Raw genomic sequence first — 22600 nt, 5'->3', positions numbered from 1 at the left:
ACGGCCACAAGGAGAACACATATGGACACTATGAATGCAGCAGTAGTCACTGAATTTGGAACCGACCTGAAAGTACAGGAAGTGGCAGTTCCTGAACCCGGACCCGGCCAGGTGCTGGTGAAACTGATCGCCAGCGGAGTATGCCACACCGATCTGCACGCCGCGGAGGGTGATTGGCCGGTGAAGCCGACTCCGCCGTTCATCCCCGGCCACGAGGGCGTAGGTGAAATAACTGCCCTGGGCGAGGGCGTATCCGGCCTGCAGGTTGGCGACCGGGTGGGCAACGCGTGGCTGGCCTCCGCATGTGGAAGCTGCGACTACTGCAATACCGGGTGGGAGACGCTGTGCGAGCAGCAGCTGAACAGCGGTTACACAGTGGACGGTTCCTTCGGCCAGTACATGGTTGTCGACGCACGCTTTGCGGTCCGGATTCCGGATGGAGCAGACCCCATTGAAGTCGCTCCGGTGCTGTGCGCGGGCGTTACCGTGTACAAGGCGCTGAAGCAGACCGAGGCGCGGCCCGGGGAATGGGTCGTCATCTCCGGCATCGGCGGTTTGGGTCATATCGCGGTCCAGTATGCGGTGGCGATGGGCTTGAGGGTTGCCGCCGTCGACGTGGCTGACGACAAGTTGGACCTGGCGCGCAAACATGGCGCGGAGGTGACGGTCAACGCATTTGCCCATGACCCGGCGGAGGCTATCCAACAGGAAATTGGAGGCTCCCATGCGGTACTGGTCACCGCCGTGCACCCGTCGGCGTTCGGCCAGGCAATCAACATGGCGCGGCGCGGCGGTACCATCGTGTTCAACGGGCTGCCTGCCGGCGATTTCCCGGCGCCGATCTTTGACATTGTCCTCAAGGGGCTGACCGTCCGGGGTTCCATCGTCGGTACACGCCAGGACATGATCGAAGCATTGGACTTTTACGGCCGTGGCCTCATCCACCCGACGGTATCGAGCCGGAATCTTGACGAAATCAATGCCATATTGGACGAGATGACGCACGGGAAAATCGACGGCCGTGTCGTCATCGAGTACTGAAACATGGCGGAGAGCACCATAGAAGCCTCAGCGGCCATCCCGGGAGAAGACTTCTCCCGGGTGGCGCTGACCGCTGAAGCAGTTGAGTTGCTGTGGCAATTATGGCGTCGCCACGGACCGCTGATGTTCCATCAGTCCGGTGGTTGCTGCGACGGATCGTCGCCGATGTGCTATCCGGCCGGAGAATTGCTGACCGGAGATGCGGATGTGCTGCTCGGGATCTTCGACATCGCCGACGACGTTCCGACAGGTGAGGCTGCCGACGTCGGCCCTCAGCCGGTTGAGTTCTGGATGTCCCGCGAACAGTTCGCCTACTGGAGCCACACGCACCTCACCGTCGATGTGGTGTCCGGCCGCGGCAGTGGATTCTCGCTCGAGGCGCCGGAGGGGAAACGTTTCCTGATCCGCTCCAGACTGTTTGAGTAGAAGAGGCGGCGGCGATGGCGGTGTCCTGAAGATCACACCACACCCATTTGCCCTGAGTGCAAACTTGCACATAGTGTAAATTTCATGACCACGCGCTCCAGCGACACCGAAGGAGTCACGGCCGAGTCCGTGGCTCCTTCGCGTCGTGAGATGAACAAACAGGCGAACCGCCGGGCGATGGCCGATGCCGCCATCGAACTGGTCCGCTCCCGCGGCGCCGGCAATTTCACTGCCGACGACGTGGCGGCCGCAGCAGGGGTGTCGCGGCGGACGTTCTTCAACTATTTCCCCAGCCCGGAATCGGCCCTGGCGGTGCACATCGAGGATTTCCTGGACAATGTGCTGCCGTATTTCCATCAACGTCCGACCGGCGAGCCTGTTGTCGAGTCCATGCTGCAGGCGCTGACGGAGCTGGCCGATCCGGCGCTGCTGGAACGTACAGCGGAATTGTTCCAACTCGCTGAAGACAACCCCCAGATGCACCGCTTCCAATTGGAAGCATGGACCCGGGCGGAATACAAGATCGTTGATGCCATCGACGATCGTCTCGATCCCGCCGATCCGGCGCGGCAGCATCCCCTTTTTGTCCCGGCATTGGTGGGCTCCGTCTTTGCCTCGGCGCGCGCCGCTTTGTCCGAGTGGCTGCGCCGCACGGGCGGGGACTTGAGCCCTGCATCGCTCTCTGGTCTGCGCGAACTGCTCATTGCCGCTTTTGGCCACCTCCGCAGCGGATTCCACAACTGAATCGCCGCTTAACCAAGAAAGTACTTCGATGGCTTCACTTCTCTACCGTCTTGGCAAATTCTGCTATCGCAACGCCCGCTGGGTCATCACCGCATGGGTGGTCGCCGTCCTCGCCGTCGGCGGCGCGGCCGCGGCGTTCTCCGGAACCCTGAGCAACAGCTTCAGCATCCCCGGCACCGAGTCCCAGCGCGTGCTGAACCAGCTCGAGGACGAAATGCCAGAGGCCACCGGAGGCAGCGGCAGTATCGTGTTCGATGCCGGTTCGAAGGCGTTCAGCGCCGACCAGAAACAAGCAATCCGCGACGCCTTGAACGAACTGGACGACGTGTCCGGCGTGCAGTCCGTGGCGCGTCCTTTCCAGACCGAGCAGCAGCTGGCGGACGCCCGCCAGAAGCTGGAGAACGGCGAACAAAAGCTCAGTGATGCCAAGGCGCAGTTGCAGGATGGCACCCGGAAGCTGGAGCAGGCTGCAGCCGACCTGGAGCAGCGCCAGGCCCAGCTGGACACTGCCTTACAGCAGGCTGAGGCTGCCGCAGCCGCCGGGGTTCCCGGAGCGGCGCAGCAACTGGCCGTACTGCAGGCCGCCCAGGCGAAACTCGATGCCGCGGCCGAACAGCTGCAGGCCCAGCGTGAACAACTCGATGACGGCCGCGCGGAGATCCGTGCCCAGGAAGACAAGCTGACTGAGGGGCGTCAGCAGTTGAAGCTCTCCAGCGGCGTCGAATTGATCTCCGACGACGGATCGGTGGCGGTGGCCAGGGTCCAGTTCGACAAAGAGATCCACTCCGTCAGCCCCGAAACCCGCCAGCAGGTCCAGGACGTCGTCGACGCCGCCGAAGCCTCGGGAATCGAAGTCCACTACAGCAAGGAAATCGTCCAGGACATCTCGGAGATCTTCGGGGCGGCCGAAGTCATCGGCGTGCTGATCGCCGCAGTGGTGCTGATCGTCATGCTTGGCACCTTGATAGCGGCCGGGCTGCCCCTGCTGATGGCCATCACCGGCGTCGCGGTTGGTGTGGGCGGAACCTTCGCCCTCTCCGGCGCGGTGCAGATGAGTTCGGTCTCGCCCATGCTGGCGCTGATGCTGGGGCTGGCCGTGGGGATCGATTATTCGTTGTTCATCGTCAACCGGCACCGCACCCAACTGCTGCACGGGATGCCCACCGGAGAATCGGTCGGCCGCGCCACTGGCACAGCGGGGAACGCAGTGCTGTTTGCGGGCCTGACCGTGGTGATCGCCTTGGCCGCACTGGCCGTGCCGGGCATCCCGTTCCTGACCGTGATGGGACTGGCCGGGGCCGCCACGGTGGCATTCGCCGTCGTCGTCGCCCTGACCCTGACACCGGCCATGCTCCGTGTCATTGGCACCCGGCTGATCTCCAAGCGCGCCTGGGCCAAGGCAGACCTTGGGGGTGCCGAGGAACAAGACCGCGCCGAACAGGCAAAGATCGACGCCGGCCGCGGCTGGGGTGGCTTTGTCACCCGGCACCCGGTGATCCTGCTCCTTATCACGGTTATCGGGCTGGGTGCGGTCGCGTTGCCGGCCACCCAACTGCGCGTCGGACTGCCCGACGGCGGTTCGGAACCGGCCGATTCGACGGCCTACCAGGCATATACCACCATGGGCCAGGCCTTCGGAGAGGGGATCAATGGGCCGCTGCTGGTGGCGGGCGAGATGCCTTCCGGACTCAGCGACGAGGAGGCCGAGGAAACCAGGTTCGATGTGGTCCGTGAACTGCGGGACATCGACAACGTTGCCACAGCCATCCCGGCCGGGGTCAGCGAGGACGGCGACATGGCGATCTTCCAGGTCGTTCCGACCGGAGGGCCGACCGACCAATCGACCGAGGAGCTGGTGCACGAGCTGCGGAACTCGGCCTCCGGGATTGAAGACGCCACCGGAGTGGAGATCGGGGTCACCGGGCAAACGGCAGTCAATATCGATGTGTCCCAGAAACTGCTGGACGCCTTGCCGCTCTACCTGGGCATCGTCGTCGGGCTTTCGCTGCTGTTGCTGCTGCTGGTGTTCCGCTCGATTGTGGTTCCGCTGCTGGCCACTGCCGGCTTTCTGCTCTCGCTGGCAGCCAGCTTTGGCGCCGTGGTGGCCATCTACCAGTGGGGATGGCTGGGCGATGTCTTTGGCGTGCACAATCCGGGCCCGGTGCTCAGCTTCCTGCCGATCATCATGATCGGCGTGCTGTTCGGGCTGGCGATGGACTACCAAGTGTTCCTGGTCTCGGGGATGCGCGAGGCGTATATGCATGGTGAGTCCGCGCGCCATGCGGTGCGCAGCGGGTTCAGCCACGGCGCCCGGGTGGTGACGGCCGCGGCCATCATCATGACGTCGGTCTTCTCCGGCTTCATCTTCTCCCACCTGACGATGATCCGGCCGATCGGCTTTGGCCTGGCCTTCGGTGTGCTGGTGGATGCCTTCCTGATCCGCATGGTGGTCGTCCCCGCGGCGATGCATCTGCTCGGCCGTTCGGCCTGGTGGCTGCCGCGGTGGCTGGACCGGATGCTTCCCGACGTCGATGTGGAAGGGGCAAAGGTCGCAACAGAGACAGCTGAGGCGCACACGCCGGAACTTGCCGGCCAGCGCAGCAATTGACCCGGCGCAGCCCTTTATTTGAATAGTTCCAGAAAACCTGTTTGGCTTGTCCCATGACGACCATTGATGCCGCAGCACTCCTGAGGGGGGTGCCCATGCGGGTGACCCGTCCCAGGGCGGCAGTGCTGACGATGGTCGCGGATCATCCCCATTCGGATGCCGACGCTATCGCGTCAGCCGTTCGCCGCGACCTGGGGTCGGTGTCGATACAGGGGGTCTATGACGTCCTGCACGCGCTCACCGACGCGGGTCTGCTGCGTCGAATCGAACCCGCCGGCTCGCCGGCGAGGTTCGAAACCCGCGTGGGGGATAACCATCACCACCTGGTGTGTCGCACATGTGGCGCCGTCACCGACGTGGAATGCGTGGTCGGCGAGGCGCCGTGCCTCGACGCTGCGGTCCCGGCCGGGTTCGCGGTGGAGCAGGCGGAAGTGACGTTCTGGGGCACCTGCCCCGGGTGTCTCGCGAACGAATAACCAGCACACAACAAGCGAAATTGATCATCCAAGGAGCGAGTTTTGCCCGAAAACAATCAGAAACCCTTGACGACGGCGTCAGGTGCGCCGGTCGCCGACAACCAGAACTCCATGACTGCCGGCCCGCGCGGCCCGATGCTGCTGCAGGACCTGTGGTTCCTGGAAAAGCTCGCCCACTTCGACCGCGAGGTTATTCCGGAGCGGCGCATGCACGCCAAGGGCTCGGGCGCATTCGGCACCTTCACGGTGACCAATGACATCAGCCAGTACACCAACGCCAAGATCTTCTCGGAAGTCGGCAAGAAGACCGGGATGTTCGCCCGCTTCTCCACCGTGGCCGGTGAGCGCGGTGCCGCCGACGCCGAACGCGACATCCGCGGATTCGCGCTGAAGTTCTACACCGAAGAGGGCAACTGGGACCTGGTAGGCAACAACACCCCGGTGTTCTTCTTCCGCGATCCGCTGAAGTTCCCCGACCTGAACCGCGCCGTGAAGCGCGATCCCCGCACCAACATGCGTGACGCTGAGAACAACTGGGACTTCTGGACCAACCTGCCCGAGGCGCTGCACCAGGTCACGATCGTGATGTCCGACCGCGGGATTCCGGCCTCCTACCGGCACATGCACGGCTTCGGCTCCCACACCTACAGCCTGATCAACGACGAGGGCGAGCGGTTCTGGGTGAAGTTCCACCACCGCACGCAGCAGGGCATCAAGAACCTCACCGACGAGGAAGCGGCCAAGGTCGTGGGTGAGGACCGGGAATCGCATCAGCGTGACCTGTTCGACTCGATCGAGAACGGCGACTTCCCCAAGTGGAAGCTGATGGTCCAGATCATGCCCGAGGCGGACGCCGAGAACTACCGCTTCCACCCCTTCGACTTGACCAAGATCTGGTCGAAGAAGGATTATCCGCTGATCGAGGTCGGGGAGTGGGAGCTGAACCACAACCCGGAAAACTACTTCGCCGACGTCGAGCAGGCCGCGTTTGCCCCCTCCAACCTGGTTCCGGGCATCAGCTACTCGCCGGACAAGATGCTGCAGGGCCGGCTGTTCTCCTATGGCGACGCACAGCGCTACCGGCTGGGCGTCAACCACCACCAGATTCCGGTCAATACCCCCGTCAACCCGGTGAACACCTTCCACCGGGACGGGACCATGCGGGTCGACGGCAACCAGGGCCGAACTCCAGGCATCGAACCGAACTCCTATGGCCGCTGGCCGGAACAGCCCGCCTACCGCGAGCCTGCCCAGGCCATCGGGGACACCGCTGACCGGTTCAACTACCGGGAGGACGACGACAATTACTTCGAACAGCCCGGTAACCTGTTCCGGAACATGTCCGGCGACCAGCAGCAGGTGCTCTTCGAGAACACCGCCCGGGCGATCGACGGCGCCTCACAGACGACCATCGACCGCCACATCCACAACTGCACCCAGGCAGACCCCGCCTACGGCGAGGGTGTCCGCAAGGCTGTCGAGGCGCTGCAGGCCGGCAAGGTCTCCGCTACCGACGTGAACTCAGACTCGGTCTGATCCTGGCCGCGACGGATTGGCCACGGCTGGTCCATCAGTAATGGAACGCAAGGACCGGCGTGGCGCAGCTGATGCTGTACCACGCCGGTCTTTGCGTTGTACCGTTTGAAGCAAACCGGAAGACTGATACTTATGAGCAATTCACTGACGCCTGAACAAACCAAGCGGGTGGTGGCCATCGCGATGGATCTTGCCCGCGCAGGCGACACCGGTGAACTGACCGGTTTCATCGAGCACGGGCTGCCGGCGAACACCGCCGACGAGGCAGGCAATACGTTGCTTATGCTCGCGGCCTACCACGAACACGCCGGCACGGTCCGCGCCTTGTTGGATCTCGGGGCTGACCCGGACCTGCGCAACGACCGTAACCAGGCACCCATCGCCGGCGCGCTCTTCAAGGGAGCGGACGACGTCGTCGTCCTGCTGAGGGAGGCAGGTGCGGACCTCGACGCCGGGACGCCAAGCGCCCGGGCCGCAGCGACCATGTTTGGCCGGGAGCATCTGCTGGGCTGATAGTCCGGCCCGACTCATCCCGGCGGCGAAGTCGCGCGTGGCCGCATAGAGCCGCATAGAATCGTCTGGTGCCCCGACTCCTTGCCGACCTGACTCCGCTGAAGGAGAGTCCCGCATTCCGCCGGTTATGGACCGGCACCGCGCTTTCCGCCATTGGAACGCAGCTGACCTTGGTGGCGGTCAGCTTGCAGGTTTACGAGCTGACGGGTTCCAGTCTTTACGTCGGGCTGCTCGGTCTGGCCGGCCTGCTGCCCTTGGTGGTGGCCGGCCTCTACGGGGGGTCGGTCGTCGACGCCTACGACCGCCGCAAGGTGGCGCTCGGCTCGGCCATTGCCCTCTGGCTCAGCACCATGGGCATCGCCGCCCAAGCCTGGCTGGACCTGGACAGCGTCTGGTTGCTGTACTGCCTCATCGCCGTACACAGCGGCGCGGCCGGTATCAACCAGCCCGCCCGCAGCGCCATCATCCCGCGGCTGGTAGGGCCTTCACTGCTGCCCAGCGCCAATGCCTTGAACATGGTCACCTTTGCGGTGGGGATGACCATCGGCCCGCTGGTGGCCGGGCTGCTGGTGGCCCAAATCGGCTACGGCTGGACCTACACGTTCGACGTCGTCACGTTCACCGCCGCGCTGTGGGCGCTGTTGAGACTTCCGCCGCTGCCACCGGAGGGACACGTCCAGAAGGCCGGTTTGCGCTCGGTGCTGGAAGGCTTCCGGTTCCTGTCGACGCGGCCGAACATCAGGATGACATTCCTGGTGGACCTGGCCGCGATGGTCCTCGCCCAGCCGCGTGCCCTGCTGCCGGCCATCGGCGCCGTGCTGATCGGCGGCGGCGAACTGACCGCCGGCATCCTGCTCGCTGCCATGGCCCTGGGATCGACCCTCGCCGGCGTCTTTTCCGGACCATTGGGAGGAGTCCGACGGCAAGGCAACACGGTGCTGTGGTCAATCACTTCCTGGGGGCTGTCCGTATCGTCCTTCGGCATTGTTGTCGTGCTGGCTGGCCAAAGCGAGCATTCCGGTATCAGTCTCTGGATCGTTCCTGCCGCCGCCTGCCTCGTCCTGGCCGGGATCTCCGACTCGGTCAGCAGCGTTTTCCGCACCACCATTCTGCAGGCTGCCACGCCGGACGCCATGCGGGGCCGTCTGCAGGGTGTGTTCATCGTCGTCGTCGCCGGCGGTCCGCGGCTGGGCGATGCGGTGGTGGGCGGCAACGGTGCGCTGATTGGCGAAGGCTGGGCGGCAGTCGTCGGGGGAGTGGCGTGCATTATCGTGGTGTGGCTGCTGGCGGCATGGCAGCCACGGTTTGCCCGATATGATGCCCGGAATCCGGAACCGTGACCTGGCTCTCTCCGCTGCTGTGATGCGGAACGGCCGGGGCCGGTCGAGCGTTATACCGAATGAGTTGCCCGATCGAATTTCTCACAGGGTGCTCAGAAGGAGAATCGGACCGGTGCACAATCATTTCAACGGACTGAAGACAGCGGCGCTATTCGGCGTGATGTTCGCCGTGCTGCTCGGGATTGGCGCCTTGATCGGCGCCGGCACGGGCAGCAGCATGTTTATCTGGCTCTTTGCCCTGATCGGTATTGCCACCACCGCCTACGGGTACTGGAACAGCGACAAGATCGCGATCAAATCCATGCGCGCCTATCCGGTCACCGAACAGGAACAACCGGAAATGTACCGCATTGTCCGGGACCTCTCCGCCAAGGCCAACCAGCCGATGCCCCGGCTCTACGTCTCACCGACCCCGGCGCCCAACGCGTTCGCCACCGGCCGCAATCCCGAAAACGCCGCCGTGTGCTGCACTGAGGGCATCCTGCGGCTGATGACTGAACGCGAGCTCCGCGGAGTGCTGGGCCACGAACTGATGCACGTCTACAACCGCGACATCCTGACTTCCTCGGTGGCGGCGGCCGTTGCCGGCGTCATTACCTCCGCCGCCCAGATCATGCTCTTCTTCGGCGGTGGACGGGAGAGGGGCGGTAATCCGTTGGCGATGATTGCCACCGCCTTGCTGGCTCCGTTGGCGGCCATGCTAATCCAGATGGCCATCACCCGGACCAGGGAGTTCGATGCCGACGAGGACGGCTCAAAACTCACCGACGATCCGTTGGCACTGGCCTCCGCACTGCGCAAACTCGAGACGGGGACCCAGCGGGCGCCGTTGCCGGAGGATCAACGGCTGGTTAATACGTCGCACCTGATGATTGCCAACCCCTTCAAGGGCGGAAACCTGAAGAAGCTGTTCTCCACCCATCCGCCCATGGATGAACGGGTGGCCAGGCTGGAGAACATGGCAGGGCGTCCGCTCGGCCGCTGAGTGCCTGGCCGACTTGGCTTTCCGCCCGAGGCGCCCTATGCAGCGCCGGGACGCGCTTCGGGCTGGAAGTCCCAGAGGAAGCACAGGTTCGAGTCGTCGACTTCCTGCATCACGTTGTAGAACAGCCATTGCCACGCTGTGGCGCCGTTGTCGTCGGACGGAGGCGGCGGGCAGTCCTCCGGGGTGTGCCACTTTCCGTTCGCGAAAAGATGCTGGATTTCGCCGATTGGTGTGCCCGCCGGGCTGTACTCCGGCCGGCTGCGAGGGAGGTCGAACTCCCGCCGGATTGTCCCGCCCGGCCCGATGGCAACGAGTTCCGTCGTCGACCGATCGTGCACCGGCGACAGGTCGCTGGCCAAATCGTCGAGCAGGGTCGCGCTCCGCCTCGCGGCGTCCGCCAGGCCCGGGTACGCATCACCCGGGCCGTGGTCGACGTCCATAATGATCATTGCGCTGTGCCGGTTCATCTGCTGTCCTTCCAACGGTCGTGATGTCAGAACTGACACTATGACCGGTCACATATCAGCGGAAGGGCAGCCGCCCAACCTGTGGATAACCACAGGCTGGGGTTGTTGCGGCTACCGGAAGTTGATGAACTGCAGGTCCACGTCCAGGTCTGCGCCCTTGAGCAGCGAAATCACTTCCTGCAGGTCGTCCCGGCTCTTGGAGCTGACCCGCAACTCGTCGCCCTGGATCTGCGACTTCACGCCCTTTGGCCCGTCGTCCTTGATCAACTTGTTGATCTTCTTGGCTTGCTCCTGGGCGATGCCTTCCTTGATCGACGCCTCAATCCGGTACTCCTTGCCGGAGGCATAGGGTTCACCGGAGTCGAGGGATTTCAAGGAGATGCCCCGCTTGACCAGTTTTGACTGGAAGACGTCGAGGACCGCGTTGACCCGCTCTTCGGAGTTGGCCTTCATCAGGATCTTCTCGCCGCTGAAATCAACCTCGGCTCCGACTCCCCGGAAGTCGTAGCGCTGTGAAATTTCCTTCTGCGCCTGGTTCAGGGAGTTCGAGATTTCCTGCTTATCAACTTTGCTGACGACGTCGAACGTGGACTCGCTTGCCATGTCTCCTCCTGGGTGCTCGCTGATGGTTTCTCTTACAGCCTACTGTTTCGCCCTGATTCTCAGCTCGTGTTCAGCTTCCTTGGCGATGGTCTTAACCCTGATCCGAAAGACTCTGTATATACGGAGGATGAATAGCCCCCGATTCCAGGAGGATCGATTGAAACGCCGACGGAAGTACATTGTCCGATCGATGCGGGCTGCGGCCGGAACGTTTTTGGCCGCGGCCACCCTCGCCGGCACGACGGCGATAGGCAGCCTGCCGGCGAACGCCGCCAAGACGGCTGCTCCGGCCATCCAGACGAATGTGGTCCGCACGATGGCGGCCGTGCCGTTGTTGCCCCAGCGGAAGGCGCTGAGCTCCGACCAGAAGAACCGTATTGACGGCGTGCGCCAGGACATGGAGACAGCCGTTTCGCTGGGCAGCGTCACCCGGGAGCAGGCCGACCGTTTCACCGCTCAGCTGGAGCATCGGATTGCGGGCGATCGCTGACACCGGCCGACGCGGAACGGGCACCGGGCAGCAGTACTTCGGGGCGGGCAGGCACGAGCAAACCCGATTCGATTCTCAGCCTGATCCCTAGTACAGTTTTACTGCTCCCTCGTTGAGGGGAGCAGGTCCTGAAAGACACTTTCGGGGCATCTCGGCAGATTACCCGAGTGGCCAAAGGGGGCTGACTGTAAATCAGCTGGCATCGCCTTCATAGGTTCGAATCCTATATCTGCCACCGATAGGGAAGCCCCGTCTCACCAGTTCCAACGCTGGAGAGACGGGGCTTTTTCATGCCCGGACCAGGTCCGGAAGCTGGACAGCGCTGCAGCCGGACCGGGACCGGTGGCAGCCGTCCTGGTCCGTCAAAACCCTTGACGATTCGTCCCTGCGGGAGTGGTATGGGGTTAACGCTTCTTTGCATGTCTGCCAGACGACCACATAAGGGGAGTCACATGACCACGCACGATGACAAGGGACAATTCACCACCACCAATGCCGGAATTCCGGTCGAAAGTGATGAGCATTCGCTGACGGCCGGACCGGACGGGCCGATCCTGCTGCAGGATCATTACCTGATTGAAAAGATGGCCCAGTTCAACCGGGAACGTGTCCCGGAACGGCAGCCGCACGCCAAGGGTGCCGGGGCCTTCGGCCATTTCGAAGTCACCAACGATGTCAGCGCCTACACCAAGGCCGATCTGTTCCAGCCGGGCAAAAAGACCGACATGCTGATCAGGTTTTCTACAGTCGCCGGCGAGCGTGGCAGCCCCGACACATGGCGTGACCCGCGGGGATTCTCGATCAAGTTCTACACCGAAGATGGCAATTACGACATGGTCGGCAACAACACCCCCGTGTTCTTCATGCGGGACCCGATGAAGTTCCAGGACTTCATCCGCTCGCAGAAGCGCCGTGCCGACAACAATATGCGTGATCACGATATGCAATGGGATTTCTGGACGCTGTCGCCGGAATCGGCGCATCAGGTCACGTGGTTGATGGGCGACCGCGGCATCCCTCGGACCTGGCGCCATATGGACGGGTTCTCCAGCCATACCTACATGTGGGTCAATGCCGACGGAAAGCGGTTCTGGGTCCGGTACCACTTCAAGACGGATCAGGGTGCAGACTTCATGCCGCAGGCAGAGGCTGACGAGTTGGCCGGCTCCGACGGCGATTACCACACCCGTGATCTCTGGGAGGCCATCGACCGCGGCGACCATCCCAGCTGGACGCTGAAGATGCAGATCATGCCGTTCGAGGACGCGAAGACCTATCGGTTCAATCCGTTCGACCTGACAAAGACAATCTCGCAGCAGGATTATCCGCTGATCGAGGTCGGGAAGATGACCCTGACCAGTAACCCGGAGAACTACCACACGCAGATTGAGCAGGCCGCGTTTGAACCGAACAATCTGGTGCCGGGTGTCGGCCCGAGCCCGGACAAAATGCTGCTGGGACGGCTGTTCTCCTACGCGGATGCCCACCGGTACCGGATCGGCGCCAACTACAACGAGTTGCCGGTCAATGCGCCGGCCAAGACGGAACTCCACTCGTATTCCAAGGACGGCCACATGCGTCACCACAACCCCGGTGACCCGGTATACGCCCCGAATTCGAAGGGCGGACCCGAGGCGGACTCTGAGCGGTATGGCGAACCTGCCGGCTGGCATACCGACGGCGACATGGTCCGCGCCGCGGCCACTCCGCATGCCGAGGACAGCGACTGGGGCCAGCCGCGGACCTTGATCCGCGAGGTGATGGACGACGCCGCCCGCAACCGGCTGGTCGACAACGTCGTCGGGCATCTGCTCGACGGGGTGAGCGAGCCGGTGCTCGCCCGTGCTTTCGACTATTGGAAGACCATCGACCCGGAAACGGGCGACCGGATTGAGAAGGGAGTCCGCAGCGCCCAGGGATGACCCGCCCCTGGGCGGCACCGGGATGACCCGCCCATACCGGCCCGCTCTGGTTTCGGCTTGACCTTCTATTCCGGGCCAGTACGGCGAATCACGTGAGTGCCGCGACGACGCATACTCTCGGCTTAAAGTCTGATTCTGATATTCTGAATTTATGCGTGAGATGACCGCCTCGGAGGCGTCCCGGAGCTTCTCGGCCGTGCTCAACGCTGCCGAGCATGGGGAAACCATCGTTGTCACCCGCGCCGGGCGGCGCGTGGCTGCGATCACCCCGGCACCGCGGGCAAACGGGGGTGCACTGCGCGCGGTGTTCGAGCGCTGGCACGGGACCCCTGCGTTGGATGACACTCTGGCCGCCCGGGTGGCTGCGACGCGCGAAACCGCCTCAGCGGAGCTGGACACAGACCCGTGGCGCGACTAATCCTCGACAGCGGTGTCGTCATCGCCGGCGCCCGCGGACACGTGGATGTCGCCGCGCTGGCAGACGGTGACGACGTGGCAATGCCTGCCGTCGCCGTGGCCGAATACCTCGCCGGAACCTTGCTCGATACCGATCCCGGGCGCGCGGCCGCACAGCGCGCTTTCCTCGATGAGGTCCTCCAAGTCCTGCCGGTCCATGAGTATGACCGGGGCGTCGCCGAACATCACGCCGCGCTACTGGCCCACGTTCAACGCAGCGGTGGCAAGAGGGGCGCGCACGACCTCATCATCGCGGCTACTGCCCGGGCCTCTGACCGGATACTGCTGACCACCGACGAACGCGCCCGCTTCGGAGAACTTCCTGAAGTAAGTGTGCGCCTTGTCACCGCCTGACTACGGCTGCTGGAGGCGGGCCTCCACTGTGCCCTCGACGATCCGCGTCTCGAAACGCGGCTGTGGCGCAGTTGCAGGTCCGTGAACGACTCCGCCGGTACGCATGGAGAACACGCTCTTGTGCCACGGGCACTCGACACAAGGATCGCCGTCGTCGATCATTTTGCCTTCATTGAGCGGCCCGCCCAGGTGGCTGCAGGTGTCCACCAGTGCGTGGACGGTTTGTCCGCGGCGGAGCAGCACCAGCGGCGTCTCGCCGACCAGGCCCTTGGCCAATTGCCCGTCGCTGAGGGAATCCAGCGTCGTGACGCGTTGCCAGCCCGACGGGACTTGGCCGGCAATATCGATGACCCGGCTCATGCCGACGCCCTGCCGGTAGGCCACATGCCCGCCCAGGAACCCACTTGCCGAGGCGGTGGCGAAGCCAATTGCGCTGAAGACCTTGCCGGCCCGGTGGTGGCCGGTGCAGCGCTGGATCAGCGAGACCCAATAGAAGCTGGTGGCGGCCGCATTGACCGCTGCGTGCACCAAGCCGGTCCGCTGCGCGCCCCGCCCTGCCTTGGACCAGTCGATCAGGCCGGAAGCGGCGGCCGGCATTACACCGGCGATCCCGGTGCCAACCAGCAGGGTGGAGGTCTTTTCGTTCCCGGGAAAGAGGTCAAGGATGGACGCCGAGGCCCATGCTCCCAGCGGTAATTGCACCACCGCCGGGTGCAGCGGGTGCCCTAACGGCACGCCATGGAGCAGGTCCCTGACATCGCGCTGCGGCACGGCCTTTTTCACGATGCGGTTGACGGTTTTGATGGCCGGATCCAGCCACGAGGCCTTCTCCAGGTGTTGTACTGATTCCAGCAACGGCAGCGATTTCATGAGGAACTCCCGACAGGTGGATATGTCCAAAATGGCAATCGTGGTGCAAGCCAGCCTACGCCGGTTTTGCCCCTTTGTAACCGGCCATGGTGTCATGCGCTCAGCGAACAGCCTGTTGTGCAGCGGCCGGGGAAGTTAGCGTAGGGGAATGGCTACTGTAGAAGTTACCGAAGCAAGCTTGGCTCCCACACTTGAAGACAACAACATTGTGTTCGTTGACTTCTGGGCCGACTGGTGCCAGCCGTGCAAACAGTTCGCACCGACGTACGAAGCCGTCTCCGAGAAGCATGACGACATCGTTTTCGCCAAGGTGGACACCGAGGCCGAGCAGCAGCTCGCCTCCGCCGCGGGAATTACCTCCATCCCAACCCTGATGGCCTTCCGGGAGAAGGTTCTGGTCTTCTCCCAGCCGGGTGCGCTCAATGCTGCACAACTGGACCAGGTCATCGACGCGGTCAAGGATCTGGATATGGAGAAGGTGCATGCCGAGATCGCCGAGCGCGAGAACGAAACCGCGGACGAAGGCAGTGGGGAAAAGGACGAGTCCGCCAGCTAGTCTTATCGGCGCAATTGACCGTTGCGCCTGATCGGCCAGCGAACGGCCGCAACCGGCCAGTGAGGGCCGCCAAAAAGCTCCGCAGGGACACCCTGCGGAGCTTTTTGCGCCCTTCAGACATGCGTGCTCCGGCACCGGGCGTGGCCTCCAGGGGAGGCCCGTGTGCCCCTTCGCAGGATGTGGCACGGCGCACATGGCTTTGGTAGCGTGCTTCGAAGCAGGATGACCGTCCACGAAGGAGACCGAGCTTGCAGTCCTACACATCAGCCTCATCCGACCAGCCGCTGCTGCAAGCCACCATCGGCGACCACTTTGAACAGACCGCCGCGCAGTTCGGCCGGCGGGATGGGTTGATCGAAGCGGAGACCGGGCGTCGCTGGACCTACGCAGAACTCAACGACGACGTCGACCGGCTGGCACGCGGCCTGCTCGCCATGGGAATCAACAAAGGGGACCGGATTGGCATCTGGTCGCCCAACTGCGCCGAATGGACCATCCTGCAGTACGCCACGGCGAAGGCCGGGGCGATTCTGGTCAATGTGAATCCCGCCTACCGCTCGCACGAGCTGCAATTCGTTGCCAAACAGTGCGGCATGCGGATGCTGGTGGTCGCGCCGTCGGACAAAAACAGCGATTACGTGTCCATGGCACGGGAGGCTGTTCAGGCCTGCCCGGATTTAGCGGAACTGGTGCTCATTGAAGCCCGGGCGGACGACGGCGGAGCGGACGACGACGGCGGCGACAGGGGAGCAGGCAGCGGCGCTGGCGGGACCGGCGAATTCACCTTCGGCCAGGTCCTGGACCGCTCCGCCGATGTCGGCGGTGCCGCCCTGAAGGAGCGGATGGCCGGACTGGATCAGCACGACGCGATCAACCTGCAGTACACCTCCGGGACCACGGGTTTTCCCAAGGGCGCCACGCTGACCCACCACAACATCCTGAACAACGGGTTCTTCATCGGCGAGCTGCTCCGCTACACCGAACAGGACCGGGTGGTGATTCCGGTGCCGTTCTACCACTGCTTTGGCATGGTGATCGGCAACCTCAACGCGCTGTCGCACGGCGCCGCCACCATCATCCCCGCCCGCAGCTTCAGCCCGGCCGCAACCCTGCAGGCGGTGCAGGACTATGGCGGAACCTCCCTCTACGGCGTCCCGACCATGTTCATTGGAGAACTGGCCCTGGACAACTTCAGCCACTACGACCTGTCCACGTTGCGGACCGGGGTGATGGCCGGTTCCACCTGCCCCGTTGAGATCATGAAGAGGGTGGTCAACGAGATGAACATGGGTGAGGTCGCCATTTGCTATGGCATGACCGAAACATCTCCCGTCTCCACGATGACCAGGCCGGACGACACCCTGGCCAAGCGCACCGAGACGGTGGGCCGGACCATGCCGCACCTGGAAAACCAGGTGCTCGACCCGGTCACCGGCGGCGTCGTCGAACGCGGCGAACTGGGGGAGTTGTGCACCCGAGGGTACAGCGTGATGCAGGGCTACTGGAACGCACCGGAGAAGACCAGCGAGGCGGTCGACAGCAAAGGCTGGATGCGCACCGGCGACCTGGCCAGGATGGACGACGACGGGTACATCACCATCGAGGGGCGGATCAAGGACATGGTAATCCGCGGCGGGGAGAACATCTATCCCCGCGAGATCGAAGAGTTCCTCTACCAGCATCCGGGCGTGCAGGACGTACAGGTGATCGGTGTCCCCGACGACCGGTACGGCGAGGAACTGATGGCCTGCATCATCCTCAAGCCCGATGCCGGGATCCTCACCGCCGAGGACGTGGACCAGTTCTGCCGGGGACGGCTGGCGCACTACAAGATTCCCCGTTATGTCGACGTGCGCGAAGCCTTCCCGATGACGGTCTCCGGCAAGATCCGGAAAGTGGAAATGCGCCAGGAAGCGGTCGACAGGCTCGGTCTCGGCTGACTTCGGACACTGTGCCGGGGCAGGAACAGCCCGGTCCGCAGATTCCGCAGCGGCCGGCCGCGGAGTCTTTACGTGTTCGGCGACTCCAAGCGCCATGAGCACCAGGGAGGCCGACGCCGTCGAGCGTGCCGTGGCGGAACTGACCGACGGCGTGCGGCTGCTGTACTTCGACGAGTTCCATGTCCACGATTCCGGTGATGGGACAGGCATCGCTGGAAGCGGGAACTGGTTGGCTCCGGGGACGAGGGAGCAGCTGGCCAACCATGGAGTACGAGCCCCGGAACCGGGCGAAGCTACTGACCTGCGGGTGCGGAAACGGCAGTTCACCGTGGTGGCTGCACGACCGGAAGAGTTATGGACTACCTTCGCCCAGACATGTGAGGCCACGACGTCCTCGATTGGACCCGGAAGCACAGCAGCGGTTCATCAACCTCGTGGACATCGTCTGTGACCGGGGCATGCCGATGTATATCACGTCGGGCTTCAGCCTGGAGGAACTCAGTACGACGGCGGAAGGCCGGCCTGATGCCTTACGGACGCTCAGCTGGCTCCTAACTGCTTGCAACGGGTCATATCCAGGCAACGACCAGGCCCTGACGGACGCAGGGAACCGACACGGCGGTTACGAACAAGGTCCAGTGGTGCGACCTGGTTTGCTGACTGGTTTGTTAACCCGTGGTGTAGGTTCCGCTAGCTAGGTTCCGCGTCAAACTGTAAATTTCCGGACTTCGTGTCACCAGTGGCCATACTGGTGGCGCGGCTGGAACTGTATAAGTATGCGTCCTGTTGAGTGGGTACCCATTGGTTAATACAGGTGCGTTCTGGTCTCGGGAGGGTTGGGGTTACAGGTTGGGTGGCATGTCAATTCCGACACCCTCGACATCTTCTAGGTGTCGCAGCAGGTGTTCCGTATAGCGCCCGCCCCGTCACCGGACAGATCACCGGACGGGTCAATTGGGACGGTCTCGGCCGCGACACTTCAACGTTGCTGGTCAGAGCTGGGTTTGTCCGGTGGAGGTTCGGCTTGCGGGACGCGAGGTGAAGCACCGCGGCAAAGACCTCCGTCAGTTGCAAGTACCGATAGGGGGCTGACCTGAGCACGCGCCGGTGGCAGAATGGTGGAGTGTTCAGCATGATTATCTGCCTGGCCACCGAGACTGAGACCTGAGACAGGCCGGAATCACAACCCACAAAGGGGAACGGCGATGACATCGAAAGAACCCACACCCGATCAGGCCGAGCACAACGCATTCTTTCCCTCCCCATACTCGCTGGGTGAGTACGTGCCGTCGCGCACCGACTTCGACGGAGCCGACCACTCGGAGACCACTGCCGCTCGGCGAAAGATACTGCTGATCGGCGCCGACGAGCGATACCTGCGGGTGGATGGCGACCGCTTCTTCTCCACAGGCAACCACCCGGTCGAGACGCTGTTGCCGGTGCTGCATCTGCAGGCCGCTGGCTACGAGATCGAGGTCGCGACCGCATCGGGCAACCTGATGAAGTTTGAGTTGTGGGCCTTCCCTGCGGAGGATGTGGCCGTCAAGGATGCCTACGAGCAACTGCTGCCGCAGACCGAGAGCCCCAGGAAGCTCTCCGACGTGCTCGAGAATGACCTCGGTGACGGCAGCGACTACGCTGCGGTCTTCATCCCAGGCGGGCACGGCGCGATGATCAACATGGTCGATGATCCAGTGATCGGCGAGACCGTCGCTTGGTTCCTCAAAAATGACCGCGTGGTAATCACTCTGTGCCACGGTCCGGCGGCCCTGTTGGCCGCCAAGGATGACAACGGTGATTCACTGTTCGCCGGTTACAGCATCTGTTCCTTCCCCGACGCGCTCGATTCCGGTGCCAACGTCGACATCGGCTACCTGCCCGGCCCGATGACCTGGCTGCTTTCCCAGCGACTGCGCGAGCGCGGTGTGACCGTGGTCAACGACGACATGACCGGGGCAGTGCACCGCGACCGGCTCGTGGTCACCGGCGACAGTCCCCTGGCCGGCAATGCCCTGGGCAATCTCGCGGTCGAAACCCTCGCGGACGCGGCGCAGGGCGGCGGCGCATGAGCAAACCACCCCGCGTCCTATTCGTTACCGACATGCTCCGCGCGACCATCTGCTTATGGACGTGAACCGTCATCCGCGTGGTACATCGAGCAACCGCTTGGGAGAGGTGTCGTAAGCCGATCCTCAACCGGGATGGCTTCTGTGGCTCGGCACACACTCGTGCCGATGGTCGGACGCTTTCCCCGGCCTCTACCGCACAGACTATTTTCGTTATACGATTTGTTTATGGTCACTGACGAGCAGATCCAGAAGTGGGCAGACGAGGCAGAAGCTGGTTATGATGTCGAGGAATTGAAGCGTCGCGGACGCGGTCGCCCCGGTCGCGGTGCTGAGCCGATGCAGGTCGTTGCCGTGCGCCTCACTGCCGAGGAGATCGCAGCGCTGGACGAGCTGGCCGAGCGAGAGCACCTGTCACGCTCGGAGGCCATCCGCCGCGCCCTGGTTGACTTTGCGGCGTGGGGGTTCACGCCAACGCACTCAAGCACGGGGTGACGCCCGAGGACGCCGTCCAGGCAGCCGACTGGTCCCAGTGGATCGAACCCCTTGAGGAGGGTGAGTGGCCACATCGTGAGTTGCGGCTCGGCTTCGACACGCGGGCTCGCTTGCTTGAGACTGTTGTGCTGGTGTTTGAGAGTGGCGAAGAGATGGTGATCCACGCTATGCCCGCCAGAAGGCAATTCTGGGATCTGCTGCCCTAATCACACTCTCGCGCTTGCCGCGAAGCGGACCCACGTCCCCTGAGGGATCGTCCAATGGGAGCTCTCGATGAACCGAGATCATTGGTTTTGCAGGTTTGATTCTTGAGAAAGCTGGTCGAGCAGCAGCATCTCTTCGTCACGGCTCAGTCCGGATCTGCGTACCCGGTTGAGACCCTCCGATTTCTCAGCATCCAGGATGCGTTGCATTGTCTGCCGGAGATCGCTGAGGTCACCTCTGGCGGCGTGGAATGCGGAGTTGTCTCTCTGGGCGAATGGCACATCAACTTCGGGCAGCCATAGCGGCAGTGACCGTGGTCCGGCCCAGTACCGCACATCGTTGCTTCGGAGCCACTCGTCGTCAGCGCTCACCATCCGCCCGTTGAAGTCGGCTACGCCGGCGGCCAGAGCGAGCACGTCCGCCAGAGGGTACTGATCGCCGGTGGCGTTAATGACTCCGGTGATGCCTTCCCGTCCTGCTCTCACAATCCAGTTAGCCAGGTCCTGCACGTCGATTACCTGCACTGCCCGGTTGTCGGTCACGGGCGTCAGGACTGGCTCATTGGCAGCGAGAGCGAAACGGCTGACCCAGTAGCTGAATCGGTCACTTCCATCACCCGGGCCGGCAATCAAGCCCGGCCGGACGATGAGGAGCCGATCGCCCAACGCTTCCCTCGAAGTCCGCTCAGCAGCCACCTTCGCCTGCCCGTAGTCCTCCAGATCGACCGGGTCGAGCAGCTCAGCGGTCTCGTCGGCATTGGGTTCAGAGTTGCTCGCATATACGGAGACGGACGAGACCAAGGTCCAGTGTGTCGCTTTCCCGGCTAGCGCGTCCAGCGCTCCCGTCACAAGGTCAGGCTCGTAGGCGAGTTCTATGACCTCGTCCCAATGTTGGCTTGCCACGGCTGTGTAGGCACCTGCGGCCCTCCGCTCGGCCTGCACAAAATCGGCTTCAGCAGAGGGCTGGCCCGACTCCCCGCGAGCCAAACAGGTCACTTTATCGCCGCTCGCCAACAATCGCTCAGTGATCTTACGACCGAGCCAGGCAGTACCCCCAAGCACCAATACATTTCGCATCTCAACAGCTAACCTCAGCAGCCCCTCCCAGACAACCGATTCGTCCGCCAGCGTAAGACCCAATCGCTAGCTAGCGTCCTAACAGACGTGTCCGCAGGCCGATCGGTCAGCGGGACGCGCGCATGGCGGCATCCAAGACGAACATGAGCTCCGCGGGGCGGCTCTTGCCGCGTGGGGCGGTGGGATACCGGCAAAGGACCTCGATCAGTACGGGTGTGGCTCGATCGCGCGCCACCGAGAGCATCTCATCTGCTGCCCGTGGATCGTCGCCAGCGTAGATCTCAGCTACGCGTGCCGCATTCGCAGGGGCCCGAAGAATGTGACCTACCTGGTGAGCCTTGGCGATCGGGTGTAGGTAGGCGGCAGAGGCGGCATCCCCGGCAGCTTGCGCAGCCAGCCGGGAGACCTCGGTAGGCGCATCCTTGGCGGCTCGGTGCGCGGCCAACGAGGCAACGCGCTGAAGCTTGGTCCTTCGCGCGCCGCTGACGAACTCCCAGGCAGCGTCAATGGCCACCCGTGGCCGGGAATCGCCGTGAACTGCCTCCTCGAAAGTGGGCAGGAGCTCCCGAGCGATTTCAGACACGTAGCGCGCGACAACCCGCAACTCGTCGATGTTCAGCTCGAAGTCTCCGGTCACGGTTGTCATGGGGCAATCATGTCAATCCTGAACGTACACGCGCATCTCCGCAGAGTCCGTAACCCGATCGTGCTGCGGGAAGGGCCGGATGTTGGCCAAGGCGACTGAGAAGCTGCTCCTTGCCGCGATTCCGGATGTCGACTTCAGTGCAGGCGATGCCGACGGAAGCAATCAACTAACATGAGCACAACGTCTCAACATCAAAGGGGAAATCGACTCCATGGAAATGGCTGCTGGGTTCGGAATTGTCGCAATTCTGTATTTCGTCTTTGTGGTTGCTGTAGCGGTGCTGGGCATCTGGATTGCCATCTTGGTGATCAAAGTTCTGCAGCTCAAGACCACCGAGCTCAAACTGCGGATCGTCCGCCATGGCGACGAACCCCCGCGGCTGGGAGGAAATGGAGAATGAATCCCGTCATCCCTATGTGGTTTGAAGTGGCGGTGTTGTTGCCCCTGATCCTGCATTTCCTCTTACTGGTTGCAGCACTGATCAGTGTTGGCCGCAATAGTCGTCACACCTCTGCTGCCAAGGGGGTGTGGGTCATCATCATTCTCGCCGTACCTGTTCTGGGGCCAATCCTGTGGTTCCTGATTGGCCGTAACGCCACACCCGGAATCGAAGCCCATAACAGGACCAGCGCCAACTAAGGTTTCGCTGACCATCGTCCAGTGGTGTCTCCTCGCCTGTCGGATGTACGAGAAGTAGTCTTCGATTATGGGGAATACGGATGAAAGTGCTCATGGTGCACCGGCAACAGTGGACGACATAGCTCACCGGAGCCGGAGAGAAACACC

26 protein-coding genes and 1 tRNA gene are annotated in these 22600 nt (G+C 63.2%); 22 read left to right on the top strand and 5 right to left on the bottom strand.

Translation table 11 applies throughout. The features are described 5' to 3' along the window. Positions 1 to 30 precede the first annotated feature (30 nt). From adhP to htpX, 9 genes are all read left to right on the top strand, one after another. Complete coding sequence (adhP, locus tag H535_RS0100140) at positions 31 to 1041, top strand: alcohol dehydrogenase AdhP (protein WP_026817914.1); 1011 nt, start codon at positions 31 to 33, stop codon at positions 1039 to 1041. Between the two features lie 3 nt (positions 1042 to 1044). After that, a complete protein-coding gene (locus H535_RS0100135; protein WP_026817913.1) occupies positions 1045 to 1467 on the top strand; it encodes a DUF779 domain-containing protein in 423 nt (140 codons plus the stop codon). Positions 1468 to 1551: 84 nt separating this feature from the next. After that, positions 1552 to 2211: a TetR family transcriptional regulator gene (locus H535_RS0100130; protein WP_026817912.1), complete on the top strand. Its 660-nt coding sequence runs from the start codon at positions 1552 to 1554 to the stop codon at positions 2209 to 2211. A gap of 28 nt (positions 2212 to 2239) precedes the next feature. Beyond that, the gene (locus tag H535_RS0100125; RefSeq protein ID WP_026817911.1) at positions 2240 to 4819 is read left to right on the top strand and encodes an MMPL family transporter; all 2580 of its coding nucleotides are present in this window, start codon (positions 2240 to 2242) and stop codon (positions 4817 to 4819) included. 53 nt (positions 4820 to 4872) lie between these two features. Next, complete coding sequence (locus tag H535_RS0100120; protein ID WP_026817910.1) at positions 4873 to 5295, top strand: Fur family transcriptional regulator; 423 nt, start codon at positions 4873 to 4875, stop codon at positions 5293 to 5295. Between the two features lie 42 nt (positions 5296 to 5337). Beyond that, positions 5338 to 6831 (top strand): catalase, encoded by a 1494-nt coding sequence (locus H535_RS0100115; RefSeq protein WP_026817909.1) that lies wholly within the window; start codon positions 5338 to 5340, stop codon positions 6829 to 6831. Between the two features lie 132 nt (positions 6832 to 6963). After that, on the top strand, positions 6964 to 7344 hold the full coding sequence (locus H535_RS0100110; RefSeq protein ID WP_051298259.1) for an ankyrin repeat domain-containing protein: 381 nt from the start codon (positions 6964 to 6966) through the stop codon (positions 7342 to 7344). A 68-nt stretch (positions 7345 to 7412) separates the two neighbouring features. Continuing rightward, on the top strand, positions 7413 to 8684 hold the full coding sequence (locus tag H535_RS0100105; protein WP_026817907.1) for an MFS transporter: 1272 nt from the start codon (positions 7413 to 7415) through the stop codon (positions 8682 to 8684). A gap of 112 nt (positions 8685 to 8796) precedes the next feature. Then, positions 8797 to 9669: a zinc metalloprotease HtpX gene (htpX, locus tag H535_RS0100100; RefSeq protein WP_026817906.1), complete on the top strand. Its 873-nt coding sequence runs from the start codon at positions 8797 to 8799 to the stop codon at positions 9667 to 9669. Positions 9670 to 9704: 35 nt separating this feature from the next. On the opposite strand, the gene H535_RS0100095 is transcribed toward htpX, so the two are convergent. After that, complete coding sequence (locus H535_RS0100095) at positions 9705 to 10136, bottom strand: hypothetical protein (protein WP_026817905.1); 432 nt, start codon at positions 10134 to 10136, stop codon at positions 9705 to 9707. A 111-nt stretch (positions 10137 to 10247) separates the two neighbouring features. After that, positions 10248 to 10739 (bottom strand): YajQ family cyclic di-GMP-binding protein, encoded by a 492-nt coding sequence (locus H535_RS0100090; protein ID WP_026817904.1) that lies wholly within the window; start codon positions 10737 to 10739, stop codon positions 10248 to 10250. 157 nt (positions 10740 to 10896) lie between these two features. On the opposite strand from H535_RS0100090, the gene H535_RS22595 reads away from it, so the two are divergent. The 5 genes from H535_RS22595 to H535_RS0100065 all read left to right on the top strand — a co-directional run bounded on the left by H535_RS22595 (position 10897) and on the right by H535_RS0100065 (position 13961). Further along, a complete protein-coding gene (locus tag H535_RS22595; protein WP_155838447.1) occupies positions 10897 to 11229 on the top strand; it encodes a hypothetical protein in 333 nt (110 codons plus the stop codon). Positions 11230 to 11382: 153 nt separating this feature from the next. After that, a tRNA-Tyr gene (locus H535_RS0100080) sits at positions 11383 to 11464 on the top strand. 217 nt (positions 11465 to 11681) lie between these two features. Further along, positions 11682 to 13151, top strand: a complete 1470-nt coding sequence (locus tag H535_RS0100075; protein ID WP_026817903.1) for a catalase — start codon at positions 11682 to 11684, stop codon at positions 13149 to 13151. A gap of 151 nt (positions 13152 to 13302) precedes the next feature. Next, a complete protein-coding gene (locus H535_RS0100070; RefSeq protein WP_026817902.1) occupies positions 13303 to 13569 on the top strand; it encodes a type II toxin-antitoxin system Phd/YefM family antitoxin in 267 nt (88 codons plus the stop codon). Continuing rightward, a complete protein-coding gene (locus H535_RS0100065; RefSeq protein WP_026817901.1) occupies positions 13557 to 13961 on the top strand; it encodes a PIN domain-containing protein in 405 nt (134 codons plus the stop codon). The genes H535_RS0100070 and H535_RS0100065 overlap by 13 nt, the downstream gene beginning before the upstream one ends. Here H535_RS0100065 and H535_RS0100060 read toward each other — a convergent pair whose 3' ends face one another. Beyond that, positions 13962 to 14831, bottom strand: a complete 870-nt coding sequence (locus H535_RS0100060; RefSeq protein ID WP_026817900.1) for a Rieske (2Fe-2S) protein — start codon at positions 14829 to 14831, stop codon at positions 13962 to 13964. A gap of 148 nt (positions 14832 to 14979) precedes the next feature. On the opposite strand from H535_RS0100060, the gene H535_RS0100055 reads away from it, so the two are divergent. The 6 genes from H535_RS0100055 to H535_RS0100030 all read left to right on the top strand — a co-directional run bounded on the left by H535_RS0100055 (position 14980) and on the right by H535_RS0100030 (position 20094). Continuing rightward, the gene (locus tag H535_RS0100055; protein ID WP_026817899.1) at positions 14980 to 15387 is read left to right on the top strand and encodes a thioredoxin family protein; all 408 of its coding nucleotides are present in this window, start codon (positions 14980 to 14982) and stop codon (positions 15385 to 15387) included. Between the two features lie 248 nt (positions 15388 to 15635). Next, positions 15636 to 17327 (top strand): AMP-binding protein, encoded by a 1692-nt coding sequence (locus H535_RS0100050; RefSeq protein WP_026817898.1) that lies wholly within the window; start codon positions 15636 to 15638, stop codon positions 17325 to 17327. Between the two features lie 94 nt (positions 17328 to 17421). Further along, the gene (locus H535_RS29310; protein WP_026817897.1) at positions 17422 to 17778 is read left to right on the top strand and encodes a hypothetical protein; all 357 of its coding nucleotides are present in this window, start codon (positions 17422 to 17424) and stop codon (positions 17776 to 17778) included. A 754-nt stretch (positions 17779 to 18532) separates the two neighbouring features. Continuing rightward, complete coding sequence (gene hchA, locus H535_RS0100040; RefSeq protein ID WP_026817896.1) at positions 18533 to 19396, top strand: glyoxalase III HchA; 864 nt, start codon at positions 18533 to 18535, stop codon at positions 19394 to 19396. A 225-nt stretch (positions 19397 to 19621) separates the two neighbouring features. After that, entirely contained in the window at positions 19622 to 19888 is a 267-nt protein-coding gene (locus tag H535_RS22590) for a ribbon-helix-helix domain-containing protein (RefSeq protein WP_051298258.1), read from the top strand. Beyond that, positions 19852 to 20094: a hypothetical protein gene (locus H535_RS0100030; RefSeq protein ID WP_026817894.1), complete on the top strand. Its 243-nt coding sequence runs from the start codon at positions 19852 to 19854 to the stop codon at positions 20092 to 20094. Before H535_RS22590 ends, H535_RS0100030 begins: the two co-directional genes overlap by 37 nt. A gap of 78 nt (positions 20095 to 20172) precedes the next feature. Here the strand turns inward: H535_RS0100030 and H535_RS0100025 are convergent, their stop codons facing one another. Both H535_RS0100025 and H535_RS0100020 read right to left on the bottom strand, forming a co-directional pair. After that, complete coding sequence (locus H535_RS0100025; protein WP_026817893.1) at positions 20173 to 21168, bottom strand: NAD-dependent epimerase/dehydratase family protein; 996 nt, start codon at positions 21166 to 21168, stop codon at positions 20173 to 20175. A gap of 106 nt (positions 21169 to 21274) precedes the next feature. After that, a complete protein-coding gene (locus tag H535_RS0100020) occupies positions 21275 to 21814 on the bottom strand; it encodes a putative immunity protein (protein ID WP_026817892.1) in 540 nt (179 codons plus the stop codon). Between the two features lie 211 nt (positions 21815 to 22025). Between H535_RS0100020 and H535_RS29305 the strand changes: the two genes are divergently transcribed. Together H535_RS29305 and H535_RS29300 are read left to right on the top strand one after the other, a co-directional pair. After that, positions 22026 to 22214, top strand: coding sequence for a hypothetical protein (locus tag H535_RS29305; RefSeq protein ID WP_026817891.1), 189 nt, complete (start codon positions 22026 to 22028; stop codon positions 22212 to 22214). Then, the gene (locus H535_RS29300) at positions 22211 to 22453 is read left to right on the top strand and encodes a PLD nuclease N-terminal domain-containing protein (protein ID WP_051298257.1); all 243 of its coding nucleotides are present in this window, start codon (positions 22211 to 22213) and stop codon (positions 22451 to 22453) included. The genes H535_RS29305 and H535_RS29300 overlap by 4 nt, the downstream gene beginning before the upstream one ends. Positions 22454 to 22600 lie beyond the last annotated feature (147 nt).

The sequence above is a fragment of the Arthrobacter castelli DSM 16402 genome (assembly GCF_000430705.1).
In the GTDB taxonomy this organism is placed as follows: Bacteria; Actinomycetota; Actinomycetes; order Actinomycetales; family Micrococcaceae; genus Arthrobacter_C; species Arthrobacter_C castelli.
Note: the sequence above shows the minus strand (reverse complement) of the source record. Positions and strands in the feature narration are given on the sequence as shown.

What these genes read in the sequence shown, in the direction of transcription:
- H535_RS0100025 (WP_026817893.1), bottom strand. Translation starts at nt 21,168, where the DNA reads ATGCGAAATGTATTGGTGCTTGGGGGTACTGCCTGGCTCGGTCGTAAG.
- H535_RS29300 (WP_051298257.1), top strand. Translation starts at nt 22,211, where the DNA reads ATGAATCCCGTCATCCCTATGTGGTTTGAAGTGGCGGTGTTGTTGCCC.
- H535_RS0100120 (WP_026817910.1), top strand. Translation starts at nt 4,873, where the DNA reads ATGACGACCATTGATGCCGCAGCACTCCTGAGGGGGGTGCCCATGCGG.
- H535_RS0100095 (WP_026817905.1), bottom strand. Translation starts at nt 10,136, where the DNA reads ATGAACCGGCACAGCGCAATGATCATTATGGACGTCGACCACGGCCCG.
- H535_RS0100110 (WP_051298259.1), top strand. Translation starts at nt 6,964, where the DNA reads ATGAGCAATTCACTGACGCCTGAACAAACCAAGCGGGTGGTGGCCATC.
- H535_RS0100075 (WP_026817903.1), top strand. Translation starts at nt 11,682, where the DNA reads ATGACCACGCACGATGACAAGGGACAATTCACCACCACCAATGCCGGA.
- hchA (WP_026817896.1), top strand. Translation starts at nt 18,533, where the DNA reads ATGACATCGAAAGAACCCACACCCGATCAGGCCGAGCACAACGCATTC.
- H535_RS0100070 (WP_026817902.1), top strand. Translation starts at nt 13,303, where the DNA reads ATGCGTGAGATGACCGCCTCGGAGGCGTCCCGGAGCTTCTCGGCCGTG.
- H535_RS0100090 (WP_026817904.1), bottom strand. Translation starts at nt 10,739, where the DNA reads ATGGCAAGCGAGTCCACGTTCGACGTCGTCAGCAAAGTTGATAAGCAG.
- H535_RS29310 (WP_026817897.1), top strand. Translation starts at nt 17,422, where the DNA reads ATGAGCACCAGGGAGGCCGACGCCGTCGAGCGTGCCGTGGCGGAACTG.
- adhP (WP_026817914.1), top strand. Translation starts at nt 31, where the DNA reads ATGAATGCAGCAGTAGTCACTGAATTTGGAACCGACCTGAAAGTACAG.
- H535_RS0100055 (WP_026817899.1), top strand. Translation starts at nt 14,980, where the DNA reads ATGGCTACTGTAGAAGTTACCGAAGCAAGCTTGGCTCCCACACTTGAA.
- H535_RS29305 (WP_026817891.1), top strand. Translation starts at nt 22,026, where the DNA reads ATGGAAATGGCTGCTGGGTTCGGAATTGTCGCAATTCTGTATTTCGTC.
- H535_RS0100125 (WP_026817911.1), top strand. Translation starts at nt 2,240, where the DNA reads ATGGCTTCACTTCTCTACCGTCTTGGCAAATTCTGCTATCGCAACGCC.
- H535_RS22590 (WP_051298258.1), top strand. Translation starts at nt 19,622, where the DNA reads ATGGTCACTGACGAGCAGATCCAGAAGTGGGCAGACGAGGCAGAAGCT.
- H535_RS0100020 (WP_026817892.1), bottom strand. Translation starts at nt 21,814, where the DNA reads ATGACAACCGTGACCGGAGACTTCGAGCTGAACATCGACGAGTTGCGG.
- H535_RS0100130 (WP_026817912.1), top strand. Translation starts at nt 1,552, where the DNA reads ATGACCACGCGCTCCAGCGACACCGAAGGAGTCACGGCCGAGTCCGTG.
- H535_RS0100135 (WP_026817913.1), top strand. Translation starts at nt 1,045, where the DNA reads ATGGCGGAGAGCACCATAGAAGCCTCAGCGGCCATCCCGGGAGAAGAC.
- H535_RS0100060 (WP_026817900.1), bottom strand. Translation starts at nt 14,831, where the DNA reads ATGAAATCGCTGCCGTTGCTGGAATCAGTACAACACCTGGAGAAGGCC.